Raw genomic sequence first — 18,952 nt, forward strand, 5'->3', positions numbered from 1 at the left:
TTTATAAAAAGTGAGGGAGTTATCTATGATGATAAAAGGTTTCGGGGGAATATTTTGGAGGACTAAAAATCTGGATGCTTTAACAAAATGGTACAGTAAAGTGCTGAATGTAGAAATAGAAAATTGGAATGGGACTATTATTAAACCGGACTCTGAAAATGAAACGATCTTTTCGTTCTTTACGGAAGAAGACAGTTATTTTCCAACAGAACAGCAAGTGATGTTAAATTTCCAAGTTTATAATTTAGACGAGACGATTAAGCATCTTGAAAAAGTGGGTGTACCTCTAGCAAAGGAAAAAGAGATTAGTGATTATGGTAAGTTTGCTTGGATTAAAGATCCAGAAGGTAGATTGGTTGAACTTTGGGAGAAATAATCTGAGATAAAAAAGGGTTGCTGCGGCGATCCTTTTTTCTTTTTTGTACAAATAGGCATTTTAGCTTAACAAGGTATAAAAAGATTCTCCATAGAATATTAGTTTTTAGTAACTCTATATTAAGTGATTACCTAAAGGAGAAAACTATGTCAGACTTATTTATTTTTTTGCCACTTTTCATTCTTATTATTGTAATAGCTATTATTGTCTTCTTAATTAATAAATTTGCAAAGAAAAAGAATAAAAGCACAGGAAGAATTGTTGTAACTATCTTATTGTTATATGTCACTTTAAATTTAATAATGGGCGTTATTACTTATTTTAAAGGACCATAGTCAACGATTACATACACTAGCAACTGAAGTAGGGTTACATAACAGAGATTGACTCATGCCCCCTTTATGAGCAAGTAATATTGAACAACTTGCTTTTCAAAATCAACTAGGAAGAGAACATCATAATGGTCATTTTTTGGCCCAGCATTTTTAATCAAAAGACATATTAGTTTCTTTAAGTAGTAAAATAGTTTACAATTTAGTAGTTGAATTGTAATTTAAGTAATATACATAAAATTAAATGACCATAGATCGCTGAGTTTTAGTTGAGTGTTTCTTCTATTATTGAGGACATTCAATTTTGAAGCGGGGGAACCAATTTTTGTGCAATTGTACTTTGGGGTGAATCCTTTTTAGGTAGGGCTACTTTTTAGGTCCGAATCCGACAGCTAACCTCGTAGGCGTGTAGGGAGAAGGTTTCCAAAATGATGTCTTATTAAGGCACTGGAGATTTTCCTAGTGTCTTTTTTGCATTCAATTTTGATAAAGTAAGTGGGGGTTATGAAATGCTAGAAATGTATATATTTGGCGGGATTCTTATTTTAACTATGTTAATAGCAGTATTTATGACTCGTAAGGATTCTGTAGTAGATGATGAAAATGGAAAATATAAATGTGGAAAGTCCGGGAATAGGAAGAGAATCGTTAGAGAGAGAAAATCAGGTAAAGTCGTGAGAATAGATTGATTAGTATTGTAGAAAATCGCGAATTTAAATAGGAAACTTCCTTAAGAGAGTGGTCAATTAAGCCATTCTCTTTTTTATATAGTTAGTTTAGGTTTCATAATTCATATTTAGTTCATAATGAGTTTATATAATATGTACATAATTATTTGTAAATGTAAGTAGGTGAATTTATTGAATCATGTAAATGTATTGGTTGTCGATGATGATGCAAATATTCGGGAGTTAATCTCTATATTTTTAAGTGGTGAAGGCTATACAGTTATTGAGGCTGAAAATGGTCAAGAAGCATTAACATTATTGGAAGAAAATAATATTCAAATAGTAGTAGTTGATGTGATGATGCCTGAAGTAGATGGTTATGAGCTGACTAAAGAGGTTAAAAAGTATTATGATATTCCGATTTTAATGGTTACTGCAAAAGGTGAATCTCAAGATAAATTAAAAGGCTTTGATCTTGGAGTAGATGATTATGTTGTTAAGCCTTTTGATCCTTTGGAAATCGTAGCCCGTGTAAAAGCTCTATTAAGAAGATTTCAATTGCTATCTGATAAAAATATTTTTGTAGGTAATTTAACGATCAATCAAATTAAATATGAAATTTCGGCGAATGATCAATCGATTACATTACCATTAAAGGAATTCGAATTATTGTTGAAGCTTGCAAGTCAAGCTGGAAGAATCTTTACGAGAAATGATTTGATTGAGCAAATATGGGGACTGGATTATGAAGGAGATGAACGCACAGTTGATGTGCATATAAAAAGAGTACGTGAGCGACTAAGAGAGATAAAGGCTACTGTCGAAATCGTTACAATAAGAGGTTTAGGTTATAAATTAGAGGAAAATCACGCATGAAAAGCATGTATACAAGATTGGTTTTAATCTTTATTTCAGTTATTTTGTTGAGTTTAGTCATTACTTTTTTTATCGCTTCAAAATACTTTATAAAACATGTTGAAACAGAGGTACAAGGTGATTTAATTGATGTTGGAGAAAATTTTATTTCCATCTATTCTAAACAAGATAATCAAAATGGAGTAGATGCGACCTTACAAATTCTTAGTAAAAATTTTTATCTATCACTGTATGATGAGTCCGGTAAAATTGTTTTGAAAAATACCGCACTAAAAAAGAAGAACATAAAAAAAGAACAAATATTAAGTGTACTAAACAAAAGAGATGTTCAAACAAAAGGATATCTCATCGGTCTACCTTTTGAAAAAGATGGTCATCGATATGCTTTATTTATTCAGCCCAATATTGATCGTGGGTTCTTTAAAATGCGGAGAGTTTTATTTTTTAGTTTGCTTACAACTTTAATCATTGGGTCAGTAACATTTTTATTTGTTGCTAAGTTACTAGTAAAGCCAGTTAAAGAGCTAATACGTGCCACAAAAGAACTGGCTAAAGGCAACTATGACGTTCAAGTAACGATTAAACGTAAGGATGAAATTGGACTACTCGCTTCAAACTTTAATCTGATGACGAATAAATTAAACAATCTAGAAGAAATGAGAAGTGAATTTGTGTCAAATGTTTCTCATGAAATTCAATCACCGTTAACATCGATTAAGGGTTTTGCAAAGGTTTTAAGAAATAAGCAGTTAGCTGAAGAGAAAAAGGAACATTATTTATCCATTATTGAAGAAGAGAGTGAACGTCTTTCTATGATGAGTGAAAGATTATTAAAGCTAGCTTCATTAGATTCTGAGCAACACCCATTCCAGCTAACGACTTACAAATTAGATGAACAAATTCGAAAAATTATTTTGGCATTAGAGCCACATTGGGAAAGTAAAAAGCTTCAATTAGTTTTAAATTTACCACAAACAGAAATAGTAGCAGATCGTTTACTACTTGAACAAGTATGGATTAATTTACTTCAAAATGCGATTAAGTTCTCAAGTATAGCTGGGTATATTAAAGTAGATGTTTTAGAACTAGATCATACTATTCACGTCTTCATAAGCGATAGTGGGCTAGGAATAAGTCAAGATGATATTGATCGGATATTTGAACGCTTTTATCAAGCTGACCGTTCTAGAAATAAAAAAGGAACCGGGCTTGGGCTTTCGATTGTACAAAAAATTATTGAAATACATCATGGGAAAATAGAAGTTGAAAGTGTTGTTGGAAAAGGAACTAGCTTTACGATTATCCTTCCGAAAAACTTGTAAACTTAAAAAGTTCAAATTATGTTCTTAATTGTTCATATTCTGTTCATATAGATTTGATAAACTAATCACGTATTAGAATTGTAACGAATCGAAAGGGGAAATAGATACATTATGTTTGCAGGCTTAACGAAATTAAGTTTGAAGAACACAATATCAGTTATTATATTAAGTGTTCTTGTTTTGATAGGGGGAATATATTCTGCCCAAAAAATACAAATTGAAACATTTCCTGATGTTTCATTTCCAGCTGTTGCAGTACAGGTAGTATACCCTGGTGCATCATCTGAGGATATAGAAACTGAGGTCACTAAACCAATCGAATCAGGTTTAATGAAGCTTGAAAACTATGATCAGTTAACAAGTACTTCAAGTGAAAATATGGCTTCAATCTTTATGATTTATCCTTTTGGAACGGATATGGATAAAATTGAAAAAGACGTTGATAATGTAATCAATAAAACAAAGTTACCTGATAAAGCAGAAGCGACAGTTCAACGTATTGCGATGGATTCTGCTCCTATTTATCAAGTTGCAATTGCAAATAACGGTCAAGTAAAAGATTTACAACAATCAATAGAAAAAGATTTACTTCCTCAAATTAAAAAAATCACTGGTGTTAGTGATGTAAGTCTTCAAGGAACAAAGGATGAAGAAATTCAAATTGTTGTAGATAATAAAAAAGCAGAAGAAAAAGGGATATCTTTAGATACAATTAAAACGGCAATTCAAGGTCTAGATTATGCAGTGCCATTAGGATCTGTTGAGAATAATGGAAAAACAGTTTCTGTTCGAATGAAAGGTACATTAAACTCAGTCGATCAAATCAAAAAAACAGTTTTATCTAGTGCAGCTGCCCAAAGTACACAAATGGGTACGATGACTCAAGGTGCACAACTAGGTAGAGGTGCTGGACAAGCACAAACAGTAACGCCAAAAAATGTTACTGTTGCTGATATTGCAGATGTAAAAGTAGTTTCGGTTCAAGACCAAATTTCTAGATATAATGGTAAAGAAAGTTATATTTTATCAGTTTCTCAAACACAAGATTCAAATACAGCGGATGTAGCAACATCAGTTAAAAAAGAAATTAAATCATTTAAGAAAGACAATAATGTAGAAACGCATGTCATTATGGATAACGGTAAAGAAATCGAGAAATCCGTTAGTTCTTTAATTAAAGAAGGTCTATTAGGTGCGTTATTTACAGTAGTCGTTATTCTGTTATTCTTAAGAAACATTAGAGCGACAATCATTTCAATTTTATCATTACCAATTTCAATCTTTGCAACAATATCAGTATTAAATTCATTAGGTTATACATTGAACATTATGACTTTAGGTGGTCTAGTTGTTGCAATTGGACGTATTGTTGATGATAGTATCGTTGTAATTGAAAATATATACAGATGGAAACAACAAAAAGGTAATCAATATAAGAAAAAAGAGATGGCATTATATGCAACTAAAGAAGTAATTGGTGCCATTGCATCATCTACATTTGCTACAGTAGTAGTATTTTTACCTTTAGCATTTGTAAGTGGTATTATTGGAGAATTCTTTAGACCATTTGCTATTTCAGTAGTCGTTTCGATTTTAACTTCTCTAATTGTTGCGATCATTTTAATTCCAACATTAGGAGCAAAATTCTTATCAAAACCGTTAAAAGAACACAGTAATGATACTCGTTTTATGAGAGGTTACGAAAAGTTACTTCGTTCGGCATTAAAACGTAAATGGATTGTTATCTTATTATCTATCGTTTTATTAGCTGGTTCATTATCGATGATTCCTTTATTAGGATTCTCGTTCTTACCTGGTAGTGTAAATAAAACACTTCAAGTGACAGCAACTCTTCCATCAAATAGTACGGTGGATCAATCAAATGTAGTAGCTAAAGAATTAGAAAAATACTTTGCAAATTCAGACAAAATTGACAGTGTACAAGCTACTGTTGGTGGTAAACGTGACTTTATGATGAATATGGATGGTGGCAAAAATAAAGCAATCTTCCAAATCAATCTAAAAGACGGAAAGAACATGGATAAAGAACTTTCAAAAATCAATAAAGAAGTTCCTTCAATTGTTGATGCGAAAGTAAAAGGTACAACAATTACAGCAAAAGAACTTTCTCAAAATGGTCCTCCAACAGGGAACAATATTGATGTAAATTTATATTCTGCAAACTTTAATGATTTAAAAGATGCAGCTTCAAAAATTGAAAAAGAATTAAATAGTGATGATCGTCTGAAAAATGTTTCTAATAATTTAAAAGATGTACAACCTAAATTAGAAATTACATTAAACGATAAAGCACGCGATGAAAATATCTCAATGTTCCAAGTTATGGGAGCTATTAATGAAAAAATTAACGACGTTGAAATCGGTGATTACGATTTAAACGGCGAAACAAATAAGCTTACTGTAGGTTATAAAACTAAAGCAACTTCAAAAGAAGATATTGAAAAAATTAAGTTTATGACTGCAACAGGTCCGAAAGAAATTAAAGACTATGTAACTATTTCTAAAAAGGATGCACCAGTTTCAATCAACCATGATGATGGAAAAATGTTTGCATCAGTAAGCGCAGAAGTAAAAGGTAAAGATACTGCAGCAATTACAAAAGATGTAACTAGTCATTTAAATAAAATTGATTTACCAAAAAGCGTCGATATGAAAATTGGCGGCGGTTTAGATATGATTTCAGATGGATTTAGCAGTTTAGGAATAGCGATGGTAGTTGCTGTCGGATTAGTATTCTTAATCATGAGCATGACATTTGGTGGGTTAAGAACACCGTTTGTTATTTTAACTTCTTTAATCTTCGTACCAGTCGGAGCTTTCTTAGCGCTATTTATTGGTAAGCAAACACTTTCAATGAGTGCAATGATCGGACTATTAATGTTGATCGGTATAGTAGTAACAAATGCGGTTGTATTATTAGACCGAGTTGAACATAACCGTAAAAATGGATTAGAGGTAACTGACGCATTAATTGAGGCTTCAAAGACAAGATTACGTCCAATCCTAATGACAGCATTAGCGACAATTCTTGCTTTAGTACCAATGGCCCTTTCAAATTCAACATCAGGCTTAATTTCGAAAGGATTAGCAGTAACTGTAATTGGTGGTTTAACAACTTCAACATTCTTAACACTAATCATCATTCCAGTTATTTATAAATTAGTAAGCAAAAAGAAAAAGATTGAAGAATAATTGAAGAAGAGTGCCTCACACATATAGTGGGGCACTCTTTTGTATTTAAACTAAAAAACAGGCTGTCTTATAAGACAACCTTTAGGGAAATACCTTACTAATTCCACCCTTTTGAAGCGTATCAGAGTTAATCATAAAAAGTACCATTTATTAATAATACGATATCTCCTATTGCTCCAATACATGCGAATCAAGTCAAAAACAAATCAATACCACCTCAACAAAAAAAACGCCAATTTTTCTGTAATTTAATGGAAAAGGTGGTATTTTTTAAGTGCAATGAAGTTTCAAATGCAAGAAACATGGGTGTGTAGTAGAATTGATAGTACTGGAGGGGGATTATGAAAGAATCTATATATGTGGAAACCGAAAAAAAATTGAAATTGAATTTTGGAATTTTAAAAAAAGACATTGTACTTACCATATCACTCTTGTTAGCAATTGTAAGTTGTTTATTCCATCCACCAAAACTAGAATATATAAATTTTAAAGTATTAGTTAGTTTATTTAATCTTATGCTCGTAGTTAAGGCTCTGGAAGAACTTAAGTTATTGGATAAGTTCGCCATTTCTATACTGAGTAAATGTCATAATAGTAAAAGTGTTTCAGCGATCCTAATTTTATTATGCTTTTTTAGTTCCATGCTTGTAACGAATGATGTGGCATTAATAACATTTGTACCATTAACACTTATAATTAGTAGGATTATAGAAACTTCTATGTTAGATACTATTATATTAGAGACAATTGCGGCTAACATCGGAAGCAGCCTAACTCCAATGGGAAATCCTCAAAATCTTTTCATATTTACTTACTATGGAATAAGGCCAATACAATTTTTTACAACAATTATTCTATTAGTGGTGCTAGGAATTGTTCTGTTATTCTTTTTTAATCAGAGATTAAATAGTAAAAAATTGGAAATGGATCTTCCATATATTCCTATAAAAAATAAAAAAAAGGCAACATTATGGGGAATACTATTTGGCATTATATCTGTATCCATACTAGGTTTTTTAAGCTACAAACTTGCGTTCATCATCGCACTTTCAACCGCATGTATACTTGATATAAAATTATTGAAGAAAATTGATTATTTATTGCTTCTTACTTTTATCTGTTTTTTTATATTTATAGGAAACATATCGGAATTAAATGTAGTACACACATTTGCCAGCGAAAATCTCAAAAGTCCCACATCAATCTTTTTCAGTTCCATCATTTTAAGCCAACTAATAAGCAATGTACCAGCTGCGATCTTTTTATCAAAATTCTCGGTGAATTGGCAGCCTTTATTAGTAGGTGTGAATTTAGGTGGACTTGGTACGATTGTTGCTTCCCTTGCAAGTGTAATTTCATTTAAATTTTTTATAAAGAGAGATCCACAAAAAAGTAAAATGTACCTTATAAGGTTTAGCTTTTATAACTTTTCGATTTTAGCTCTTTTAACTCTTGTTTATTATTTTGCGATGAAATATCAAAATTTCTTTTAATGCAAATTTATAACAGTCTACTTCAACAGAACCAAAAATAAAAAAAGAGCTTAGGCACAAACGCTACCTAAGCTCCATTTATTATTTAGGTTCATAATCAAAATGTAATTCATTATTTTCATTTACAATTACACTTAAATTATAATCTTTAAAATACCATAAATCTGTTTCGTTTATAAAATAGACTACGTTATCAACCGTAATTGATTCCCCGATGTCCACAGGCTGTTCTTTTGTAACACCTAAAGAATAACCTTTATGTATTGTACTATTTCCCCCGTATCGCGCGAAAAAACGAATTGTATCTCCTTCTTTTACATTCATCTCATCTTGAAACCATTTTAATGCATCTTCGGAAATTTTAATTTTCATTGTAACCGACCTTTCTTTATCTTATAAAAATATTATAGTATGAATGTGAAAAACTATACAGAAAAGTGATGTTAAGTGCAAAAAGTGTAACTAGAATAAAGAAGAAAACCTAGATCAAACAGGCTTTCTTCTATATTTAAGACGAGCGTATTAGATAAATCTATCTTATTTTTTGAAAAAAGATAGGATGCTGTTTTTAAATAAAATAAATAGTGAAACGACGACGAATCCATAGTAGACGATTTGTTCAACTAGTGGTGTAGCATCAATAAAGGAGAATAGACCTTCAGAGAATACTTTACCGCCAAAGAAAATTAATAGAATACCCAGCAAAGTAAAAATCACTTTAATATTTAAATTAATTGTAGTTTTGATAAATAAATATGCAATTAAAATAGCTGCAATAATTCCTAAAAAAATAGAAATCATACCAACGAAGGCGATTGTATGTGCATTTGATAAAACAAACAGAACTAGCTCTAAGCCTTCGCGAATCACAAATACGCTTGCCATGAAAAATAATGAAATACTACTATCTATAATTTTAAATTCTGATTTTAGTTTATCTGAAATATTCATGCTACTTTGACTACTTAACCAGTAAATAAAATAGAAGATTAGCAATGCTGCAATTAATTGGATTACACCTTCAATAGTATGTTCAACATTTCCATTTAGTTCACTGAATGTTGTAAATAAGAAAAATCCAGCAAAAATACTAACTACTACTCCAAGTATTGTTCCGTAGACTACTGACTTAATTAAATGCTCTTTTTTACTCTGAATTAATGCAATGAATAAGTATCCGATTACTAAGGAAACCTCAAGGCCTTCTCGTAAAGCTATTAAAAAATTAGCATTCAATTCACTATCATCCTCCCAATTATATTTAAATCTACTAACTAGATTATTCTTTAATAGAAGAATGGATACTATTTTATTAATAAATAGGCATAATAAGTTGTGTGGTAAAATTAATATAAAATAGCCCAAAATGTAAATATTAGAAGGGGAAAAAATGGAATCTTTTACAAGTAGAGCGATTGAAATTATTAAAAATATACCACCAGGAAAAGTAATGACATATGGCCAAGTTGCAAAATTGGCCGGAAGTCCAAGAGGAGCTAGGCAGGTTGTAAGAATCTTACACTCGATGGGTCAAAAATACCAATTGCCATGGCATAGAGTTATAAATGCTAAAGGTGAAATAGGAATTCAAGATGAAGAAGGATTTTTAAGACAAAAGCAGTTCCTCCAAAATGAAGGGGTTAAATTTACGAGCGAGAGAACAATTAACCTGAAGGAATATCAAGTAAATGTAGTTCTTGAGAAAGAAGATGTGGATTTAATTTAGGATCTAAGGAAAAGGCTAATTCTAACTAGATAGATTTAGAACGAAATTACTACTCAAAATTCATTAATAAATGGATTTTGGGTATTTTTTTTTCAAAAATGACTATAATTAAAACATTGTTACGCATAATATTGTTGTGAAATTGTTTAAATGTTGTATCGAAAGTGTTACGATGGAACACTTTACAATAAAACATTGTTTTGTTATACTCGTGTCAGGAGGAATGTCATATGGGTGAAGAATTAATTTCCAAAAAAGATTTACTACAACTTACAGGCATATCGTACGGACAGCTTTATCGTTGGAAAAGGAAAAACATCATTCCGGAAGAGTGGTTTATGAAAAAATCAAGCTTTACTGGACAGGAAACGTTTTTTCCAAAACAGAGAATTTTGGATCGGATTGAAAAAATAAAAGAGTTGAAGGATGATCAATCATTAGATGATATTGCTAGAGTGTTTTCAGTCAATGAAGAAATCGTTTCTGATCGTGGGAATGCTACTATATTTTTGGAGCAAATCCCTAAACAAGTCGTACAAATATATCAATCACTTTTTCCAAATACTAAATTAGAGCATTTAGGTACGGTTCAACTATGTTCGTTACTTTTTGTAAACGAGTGGCTTTCAAATGGTAGTGTAACAATAGAAGAAATAAAACAATTTTTAAATTTGGTTGAGACGCATAAAAACCAAATTAACTTGGATGAAGCGACTGTCATTTATATTCGAAAATTTGGTATGGGTACATGGATTATTGGAAATCAACATGAGACGTTTGTTGATCAAAAGGATTCGATCTTAATCAATGTTACTCTCTCGAACTATTTAAATAAATCGATTAAATAAATTATGGAGGAGAGATTATAGTGAGCGTTCAATCAAAGCAGAATGCAATTATTAACGGTTCTGGAACAATTGGTACTGGCAAATATGATGACGTTAGAATAAGTGGAAGCGGACGTATACTTGGTGATATTTTTTGTCATGAAGTGAAAGTAAGTGGCTCAGCAAAATTCAATGGAAAAGTCGAAACTGATTATTTTAATTGCAGTGGGAGCGCTAAATGTTTAAGTGATGTTGATGCAAAAAAAATGAGTGTCAGTGGCTCGGCTTCGATTGATGGAAAAGTTTCTGGTGGAGATGTAAATGTTAGCGGTAGCTTTAAAACAAAGGGCGACTTAAATGTTCAAAGTATTAATGTTTCAGGCTCAATGAAAACGACAGGAATAGTGAAAGCTGAAGTAATTACTGTAAAAGGGTCACTTTCTACAGAAAAAGGATCTGAATGTGAAGTATTTACAGCTAAAGGTCACTTATCAATGAATGGTTTATTAAATGCTGAAAATGTAAAAATTACCCATGGGGGATTTGGCTATTTACCTCATAATGGATTTAGCTATATACCTGAAATTGGTGGAGAAACAATTGAAATTAGTCGATTTGATGACAATAATATATTTTCACGTGTTTTTACTAAACTTTTTAACAATCGATTGAACTTCAAATCAGATGTAATTGAGGGAAGTGCTGTAAAGATTGACTATACGACAGCGAGTGTAGTACGAGGCGATGCTGTAACAATTGGACCAAAGTGTGTAATTGACCTAGTTGAATATACAGAAGATGTTCAAATTCATCCTTCAGCAAAGGTAAAGGATGTAAAGAAATTAGAACTATAAGCGGCTTAAGGGATATCCTAAGTTGCTTTTTTTTTGCTTTTTGGGAAAACGGTTTTTGAATAAGGCAGCATAAGGGAGTTAAAATAGGAAGTTCTAATAAAGTGTAAGCTGGCTATTAATTTCAGTTATTGAACTATAGTTAGTTGAATGTTAAGATAATAATGTGCAAACGGTTGCAATGATATTGTACTTAATTTTTTTGAAGGCTTCTAATATAGTCGATAATGAAAACGCTTTTATGTATTTGGAGGAGAGAGATTATGACAAATCAAAGTTGGTGGAAGGAAGCGGTTGCTTACCAAATTTATCCACGTAGCTTTATGGATTCAAATGGTGATGGAATTGGTGATTTAAGAGGTGTAATTTCGAAATTAGATTATTTAAAAGAACTCGGTATAGATGTAATTTGGATTTGTCCTTTTTACAAATCACCAAATGATGATAATGGTTACGATATCTCAGACTATCAGGACATTATGGATGAGTTTGGCACAATGGCTGATTTTGATGAGTTATTAGAGAATGTTCACGAAAGAGGAATGAAGTTAATTTTAGATTTAGTAGTCAATCATACAAGTGATGAGCATCCTTGGTTTTTAGAATCTAAAAAATCGAAAGATAATCCATATAGAGACTACTATATTTGGAGAGAAGGAAAAAAATCAGGCCATGAGCCAAATAACTGGGAAAGTATTTTCGGTGGTTCTGCATGGGAATATGACGAAGCAACGGATGAATATTTCTTACACTTATTCTCAAAAAAGCAGCCTGATTTAAATTGGGAGAACAAAGAAGTAAGACAAAAAGTATATGACATGATTAATTGGTGGTTAGATAAAGGAATCGACGGTTTCCGAGTAGACGCGATCAGTCATATAAGAAAACGACCAGGTTTTCCAGATATGCCTAATCCAAAGAAAGAGAAGTATGTTGCAAGCTTTGATATGCACATGAATCAAGAAGGAATTCACAAATATTTGGATGAACTAAAACGTGAAACATTTGATAAATATGACATCATGACAGTTGGTGAAGCAAACGGTGTAACAACGAAAGATGCACACCTATGGGTTGGAGAAAAAGAAGGTAAGTTCAATATGATTTTCCAATTCGAAAGTTTAGATCTTTGGAAGAAAACCGATGAATCTGAAACTTCGATCGCTGATTTAAAAGAAGTACTTACTAAATGGCAAACTGGGTTAGAAGGATATGGATGGAATGCATTATTTATAGAGAACCATGATATACCTAGAGCAGTCAGTACATTAGGAAACGATGATGAAGCATTTTGGAAAATTTCAGCAAAAGCTATTGGAGTAATGTATTTCTTTATGCAAGGAACACCATTCATTTACCAAGGGCAAGAAATTGGAATGACAAATGTTCATTACACATCAATCAACGATTATAATGATGTAAGTGCAAAAAATATGTATAATACAATGATTGAAAATGGTTCAACTGAACAAGATGTTCTGGACATTTTATGGAAAACAGGCCGTGATAATTCTCGCACACCTATGCAATGGAACAGTACAAAGAATGCTGGATTTACAACGGGTAAACCTTGGCTTAAAACGAATGATAACTTTAATGAAATCAACGTTGAAATCCAAGAAAAAGATGCAGACTCTATTTTATCATTCTATAAAAAGATGATTACATTACGCAAAGAAAATAAAGCACTAGTTTATGCTCCGTATGAATATTTAGACGTTAAAAATGAACCTGTTTATGCATACACTCGAAATGGTGAAAAAGAAACATTCTTAGTGATTACTAATTTATCATCAGAGAAACAAACATTTACTTTACCGAAAGAACTTACGAAAAAGAATGCACAATTAAGCTTAACGAACATTGAATTAACAGATCATCAATTAGTTGAAAATATGGAATTTAAACCTTTTGAAGCTAGAGTTTATCGCTTAATTTAATTTTTTTATATGGTATTTACTGAACAGATTGTCACATGACAGTCTGTTTTCACTTTGTACAGGATGATTGCTTTCCATGGGGGAAATCTGTGGAAGTGTAAATAAAAAAGCTGAAACTGCAATTAAATCTCAAAAAGTGCAAATAAAATGGCCAGAACTGCAATTAAATTTGGCAAATCTTCAAATAAAATAGTCAAAGCTGCAATATAAACTATGAAAACCGCAAATAGGGCTACGAAACAAGATTTTACCGTAAAAATTAAGTAAGACCAGCCCTATGCAATGGGGCAATGGATGTTCGAATTTCTCAATATCCTAAAAAATGGCTGTCGAATGATAGTCATTTTTTGCTGCATATTTTTGGCAAAAACCTACAAGGTTTTATAGTATTACAAACACTTCGACAATTTGTAACACTCCTGTAATGGCTTTCAAAATTATATTTTGTTAGACTTACATTATCAATGAAGGGGGAGAAAAGAGATGAAAAAGCAAGTCCTTATAGCTTTCGTATGCTTACTGAGCATGGTATTTTTTACGACTAAATCACAAGCAGCATCTACATATAACCCATACTCAAAGAAAAATCAGGTAACAAAAATCGCTAAACAATATACTGGAGTGCCATATCGTTTTGGTGGTACATCTACTAAAGGTTTTGACTGTTCAGGTTACGTAGGGTATGTATACAAAAAAGTCGGTACTACATTACCTCGAACTGCTTCGTCGATGTATACTGTCAGCTCAATTGTTAAAAAGCCTGTTCCTGGTGATTTAGTTTTCTTCAAAAATACATACAAAAAAGGTATTAGCCATGTAGGAATTTTCATGGGAAATAATACATTTATTTCAGCGACTTCAAGTAAGGGAGTAGCTGTAGTAAGTCTTTCTAATACATATTGGAAACCAAAATTCGCTGGCTCAGGTAGCGTAATTAAATAAACATAATAATAAATGCAATTTACTTTTCTTAAGAATGGTAGATTGCTTTTTTTTTGCACTTTTTTAGGAATAAAATATAAGTGCAACTACGTCTTTGCCTCCACCTATCGCTGAGTTTTCTTTATCTTTCATAAAGTTTTCATTTTTAATAAATAAGTAGATTATGATCGAATGATATAATGACCCTTAACTAAACTAGTTACATGACTTTAAGGGAGTTGGTAATTATAGCAATAGTCTACTTTACTTTTTTTGTTTTTGGTTTAGTATTTGGTTCTTTTTTTAATGTTGTCGGGTTAAGAGTTCCAAGTGGGAAATCGATTATTTCACCAGGTTCCTCATGTTCAAATTGTGGACATAAATTGAGATCTCTAGAATTAATACCTGTATTTTCTTTTTTAATCCAAAGAGGGAAATGTCGAAGTTGTGGTAGTCTTATTTCCAAACAATATTTATTAGTTGAAATACTAACAGGTATGTTATTTGTTTTTTCCATCTATGAAACTGGTTTTCATAAAGAGTTAATGATTGCTCTTTCGATAATATCTTTATTAGTTATTATTGTTGTTTCGGATGTGAACTATATGATTATCCCTAATCGTATTCTACTAATCTTTTTATTTATTTTTAGTTTTGAACGAATCTTAATTCCATTGGATCCTTGGTGGAGTAGTATAGTAGGAGCAATAGGAGCATTCGTGGTTTTGCTTCTAATTAATCTGATTAGTAAAGGTGGTATGGGAGGAGGAGACATAAAGTTATTTAGTGTGCTAGGCATAATTTTAGGCTGGAAATTAACTCTCATTGCATTTATAATTGCATGTTTTTCAGGCAGTATTTACGGATTAGTCGTAATATTGTCCGGAAAATTAAAGCAACGAAATCCGATTCCTTTTGGTCCATTCATCGCAATGGGTGGAGTAGTAAGTTATTTTTACAGTGAAAATCTATTAGAATTTTACGATATAATTTTTTGTTAAGCTGATAAATAAAAAGGCTATTTAATTGAAAAATTCTTTCAACTAAATAACCAGTACTTTTTCTTATGAGAATAGTTTTTCTTCTACACTATTAATAACCGAATTCCAGTATTTTTTGTCTTCAACGAAGTTTGTTCGAATGGCTTTAAAAACAGCAGTTTGTTTTTCTTGGAAATTTGGATCATCTTTATCTGGAAGCTCTTTTTTCATTTCAACTACAATTTCTTCAATCTCCGCAGAACGTGGACCCCAAACATTTACTTCATTCCCTTTTTCATCCATAAAAACAAAAATTGGAATAGAACGAGATTTACCATTAGTTAAATATTGATCCATTAATTCTAGGTTTTCATCACGAATTAGGAATCTAGTATCTATATTTGCTTTTTCCATCATTTTCTGAATAACTGGTACATTAAGTAATGCATCTCCACACCAATCTGCAGTTAAAGTAACAACCTTCCAATGACGATTCTTTAATTGTTCAAGTTTTGCTTGTGTACTTTCAGGAATCGTTACTTCATTATAGATCTTTAGAAGTTCTTCTTTATTTACATTCATTGCTTCCACATATTCTTCAAAAGTCATGCCTTTTTCGAACCAAGAATTTAATGACATTTCCATACACTCCTTTAAAGTTAATAAATAGTATTATACCCCATTCGTCATAAGAAGGAATGCAAAAAGACTTGCAGAATTATTATACAGTATATGTTTTATATGCAGTTTAAGCAGGAGGGAGAAAAATGAGTGCGCCTATTGAAATCTCAAAAAATCGGAAGCGCTTTCCAAAGTGGATTAAAGTTACATCAACTATCGTAATCGTTATCGTCTTAATCGTTGCGGGCACTGGCTTGTATTTAACCAAAAAATCATTACCAAGCATTAAAGGAAATTTAACGATCCGTACGTTAAACCATAAAGTTGAGGTAGTTAGGGATGATAAAGGAGTACCCCATATTAGTGCTAAAAGTTTGCATGACTTGTATGTTGCGCAAGGCTTTGTAACTGCACAAGATCGATTATTTCAAATGGATTTAAGCAGGAGGCAAGCGTCCGGACAATTAAGTGAAATAATTGGTGATGCAACAGTGGAGCGCGACTCATATTTTCGAACGCTTGGTTTAAGAAGAGCTGCTGAAGCTTCTTATAGCAAATACGATAAAAATGGACAAAATGTATTAAATTGGTATGCAGAAGGCGTAAATGCGTACATAAAATACGCAATAAAAGAAAATAAACTAGCAGTTGAATTTAAAATTTTAAAATATAAACCAACTGAATGGTCAGCAATTGACTCACTAGTAATTGGTAAATATATGGCATTTGATTTAGGCGGTCACTGGAATGAACAAGCATTTCGTTATTATGCTATGAATAAATTTCCAAAGGATAAGGCTTTGGAGCTATTCCCAGCTAATAATGATATAGATCCGTATATTATTCCAAGTAATACTTCAAAAATAGACGTAGAAAAGAGCTTTGCAAGTGCAGTTATTCCCCCAGTTTGGAATGGTAGTAATGATTGGGTTGTGAGTGGTTCTAAAACTAAGTCCGGTAAAGCGTTATTGGCAGATGATCCTCATTTAGGATTGGCGACACCGGCAATTTGGTATGAAACTCAATTAAAATCTGGTGATATGAATGTAAGTGGTGTAATTTTTGCAGGGGTGCCGGGAATCATCGTTGGTCATAATGAACATATTGCCTGGGGAGTAACAAACGTAGGACCAGATGTACAAGATTTATATATTGAAAAACGAAATCCAAATAAATCAGACGAATTTTTATATGATGGCCAATGGGAAAAGGCAAAGGTTATAAATGAAACGATCAAAATTAAAGGTAAAAAGAATAAAGTTTTACCTGTTATGATTACGAGACATGGTCCAGTGATCTCGGAATTTGCGAGTGATGCTGGAAAAGATACTGTATTCTCTTTACAATGGACAGCACTACAACCAACAACAGAGCTAGAAGCCGTTTTAAAGTTTGATGTTGCAAAGGATTGGAATTCGTTTAAAGAAGGATTAGCTTTATTTGAAGCTCCTGCTCAAAATTTCGTATTTGCATCGGATGACGGAACAATTGCCTACCGAGCGAATGGGAAAATTCCAATCCGTAAAAAAGGTGATGGGCTAATGCCAGTCCCAGGTTGGACTAGTGATTATGGTTGGAAAGGATACATTCCATACGATGAACTACCAACAATCGTTAACCCAAAGGAAGGCTTTATTTCATCTGCAAATAATAAAGTAGTGGATGATTCATATCCATACCATATTTCAAATTCATGGGCACAGCCTTACCGTCAATTACGCATTCAGGAAGTATTAAAAAAGAATGACAAACTGACTGTTAAAGATATGCAAAAGCTACAAATGGACGAAATGAACTTACAGGCGAAGGAGCATGCACCGAAGTTTATTAAGTCAATAAAACAAAATAAAGATCAATTATCATCTGTTGAAAAATCAGCTTTAAAGGAACTTGAAAAATGGAATTTTATAGATGATAAAGATGAAGCTTCACCTCTCATATTCCAATTGTGGATGACTGAAATAAATAAAGCATTGTTCGATCAACAAATTTCAAACGATATGATGGATTTATTTGGAGACCGCAAAGTCGTAGTCGATCAATTGCTACGTGACAGCTTAAATGGGAAAAAAGTAATCTGGGTTGATGAACAAGGCGGAATTGATAAACTTTTATTAAAAACCTTCAAATCAACAATTAAAAATATTAGCAAAACAGACGGTGAAAATGCAGCTAAGTGGAAATGGGGGGATCACCATAAAGTTGCTTTCGAACACCCATTATCTAGTATTAAAATCTTAAGCTATTTCTTTAATGCAAGAGATCCAATCCCAGTAGGAGGCAGCTCAACTACAGTTAAAGCAGCAGGATATGATGACCAAGGAATCGTAGACCATGGTGCATCATGGAGAACTGTTGTAGACTTTGCAGATTTAAGTAAATCAGTAAACGTAGTTGGACCAGGACAATCCGGAAACCTCGGAAGCAAATGGTATAGTGATCAAATGGAAGATTGGGCAAAAGGAACATATCATACTACATCTTTGAAAAGTGTTGAAGGTGTTAAAGAAATATTTGTACCGGGAAAAACAAAAAAGAAGTAAGAAGGAAGTATAGAGGACAGACCTTTATGGGGTCTGTTTTTTTGTTTGAGAAGTGAGAATGTAGTGATTTATATAGCATTTTTTAATGAAACCAACCAATAATTTGAAAAATTGAATAAGAAGGGTGGAAACGAATTAATTTTATGAGATGAGCGGGGAATTTGAGTATTATAATTGCGATTCTCAGAATTTAATTGCGATTTCTGGAATTTAATTGCGATACCCGCAATTAAATTGCGGTACCCGAAATTTAATTGCGATTC

17 protein-coding genes and 1 riboswitch are annotated in these 18,952 nt (G+C 32.1%); of the genes, 14 read left to right on the top strand and 3 right to left on the bottom strand.

Features of this window, described 5'->3' with window-relative positions; all coding sequences use genetic code 11:
* The first annotated feature begins 28 nt into the window (after positions 1-28).
* From COE53_RS08635 to COE53_RS08665, 7 genes are all read left to right on the top strand, one after another.
* Positions 29-376, top strand: a complete 348-nt coding sequence (locus COE53_RS08635) for a VOC family protein (protein WP_069032850.1) — start codon at positions 29-31, stop codon at positions 374-376.
* A gap of 146 nt (positions 377-522) precedes the next feature.
* Positions 523-711 (top strand): hypothetical protein, encoded by a 189-nt coding sequence (locus COE53_RS08640; RefSeq protein WP_069032851.1) that lies wholly within the window; start codon positions 523-525, stop codon positions 709-711.
* Between the two features lie 280 nt (positions 712-991).
* Positions 992-1,129: riboswitch (cyclic di-AMP (ydaO/yuaA leader) on the top strand.
* Positions 1,130-1,217: 88 nt separating this feature from the next.
* Positions 1,218-1,397, top strand: a complete 180-nt coding sequence (locus tag COE53_RS08645; RefSeq protein ID WP_069032852.1) for a hypothetical protein — start codon at positions 1,218-1,220, stop codon at positions 1,395-1,397.
* A gap of 171 nt (positions 1,398-1,568) precedes the next feature.
* Positions 1,569-2,252 (top strand): response regulator transcription factor, encoded by a 684-nt coding sequence (locus COE53_RS08650; RefSeq protein WP_069032853.1) that lies wholly within the window; start codon positions 1,569-1,571, stop codon positions 2,250-2,252.
* The gene (locus COE53_RS08655; protein WP_091023787.1) at positions 2,249-3,574 is read left to right on the top strand and encodes a sensor histidine kinase; all 1,326 of its coding nucleotides are present in this window, start codon (positions 2,249-2,251) and stop codon (positions 3,572-3,574) included. The genes COE53_RS08650 and COE53_RS08655 overlap by 4 nt, the downstream gene beginning before the upstream one ends.
* A gap of 111 nt (positions 3,575-3,685) precedes the next feature.
* On the top strand, positions 3,686-6,787 hold the full coding sequence (locus tag COE53_RS08660; protein ID WP_091023785.1) for an efflux RND transporter permease subunit: 3,102 nt from the start codon (positions 3,686-3,688) through the stop codon (positions 6,785-6,787).
* 341 nt (positions 6,788-7,128) lie between these two features.
* A complete protein-coding gene (locus tag COE53_RS08665; RefSeq protein ID WP_091023783.1) occupies positions 7,129-8,280 on the top strand; it encodes an SLC13 family permease in 1,152 nt (383 codons plus the stop codon).
* Positions 8,281-8,361: 81 nt separating this feature from the next.
* Here COE53_RS08665 and COE53_RS08670 read toward each other — a convergent pair whose 3' ends face one another.
* On the bottom strand, positions 8,362-8,652 hold the full coding sequence (locus COE53_RS08670) for a HesB/YadR/YfhF family protein (RefSeq protein ID WP_091023781.1): 291 nt from the start codon (positions 8,650-8,652) through the stop codon (positions 8,362-8,364).
* 165 nt (positions 8,653-8,817) lie between these two features.
* A complete protein-coding gene (locus COE53_RS08675) occupies positions 8,818-9,516 on the bottom strand; it encodes an FTR1 family protein (RefSeq protein WP_175495633.1) in 699 nt (232 codons plus the stop codon).
* A 154-nt stretch (positions 9,517-9,670) separates the two neighbouring features.
* On the opposite strand from COE53_RS08675, the gene COE53_RS08680 reads away from it, so the two are divergent.
* From COE53_RS08680 to COE53_RS08705, 6 genes are all read left to right on the top strand, one after another.
* The gene (locus tag COE53_RS08680; protein WP_091023778.1) at positions 9,671-10,006 is read left to right on the top strand and encodes an MGMT family protein; all 336 of its coding nucleotides are present in this window, start codon (positions 9,671-9,673) and stop codon (positions 10,004-10,006) included.
* Positions 10,007-10,236: 230 nt separating this feature from the next.
* Positions 10,237-10,854, top strand: coding sequence for a DUF4004 family protein (locus COE53_RS08685; protein WP_091023776.1), 618 nt, complete (start codon positions 10,237-10,239; stop codon positions 10,852-10,854).
* 20 nt (positions 10,855-10,874) lie between these two features.
* Positions 10,875-11,687 (top strand): polymer-forming cytoskeletal protein, encoded by an 813-nt coding sequence (locus COE53_RS08690; protein WP_069032861.1) that lies wholly within the window; start codon positions 10,875-10,877, stop codon positions 11,685-11,687.
* 260 nt (positions 11,688-11,947) lie between these two features.
* Positions 11,948-13,624, top strand: a complete 1,677-nt coding sequence (locus tag COE53_RS08695; RefSeq protein ID WP_091023774.1) for a glycoside hydrolase family 13 protein — start codon at positions 11,948-11,950, stop codon at positions 13,622-13,624.
* Positions 13,625-14,107: 483 nt separating this feature from the next.
* The gene (locus COE53_RS08700; RefSeq protein ID WP_069032864.1) at positions 14,108-14,566 is read left to right on the top strand and encodes a C40 family peptidase; all 459 of its coding nucleotides are present in this window, start codon (positions 14,108-14,110) and stop codon (positions 14,564-14,566) included.
* 203 nt (positions 14,567-14,769) lie between these two features.
* Positions 14,770-15,546, top strand: a complete 777-nt coding sequence (locus COE53_RS08705; protein ID WP_091023772.1) for a prepilin peptidase — start codon at positions 14,770-14,772, stop codon at positions 15,544-15,546.
* 63 nt (positions 15,547-15,609) lie between these two features.
* On the opposite strand, the gene COE53_RS08710 is transcribed toward COE53_RS08705, so the two are convergent.
* Positions 15,610-16,164: a thioredoxin family protein gene (locus tag COE53_RS08710; RefSeq protein ID WP_091023770.1), complete on the bottom strand. Its 555-nt coding sequence runs from the start codon at positions 16,162-16,164 to the stop codon at positions 15,610-15,612.
* Positions 16,165-16,292: 128 nt separating this feature from the next.
* On the opposite strand from COE53_RS08710, the gene COE53_RS08715 reads away from it, so the two are divergent.
* Positions 16,293-18,689 carry a penicillin acylase family protein gene (locus tag COE53_RS08715; RefSeq protein ID WP_091023768.1) on the top strand — a complete coding sequence of 799 codons (2,397 nt, stop codon included), beginning with the start codon at positions 16,293-16,295 and terminating at the stop codon, positions 18,687-18,689.
* Positions 18,690-18,952 lie beyond the last annotated feature (263 nt).

Source organism: Bacillus sp. AFS029533 (assembly GCF_002585125.1).
Classification (GTDB): Bacteria; Bacillota; Bacilli; order Bacillales; family Bacillaceae_G; genus Gottfriedia; species Gottfriedia luciferensis_B.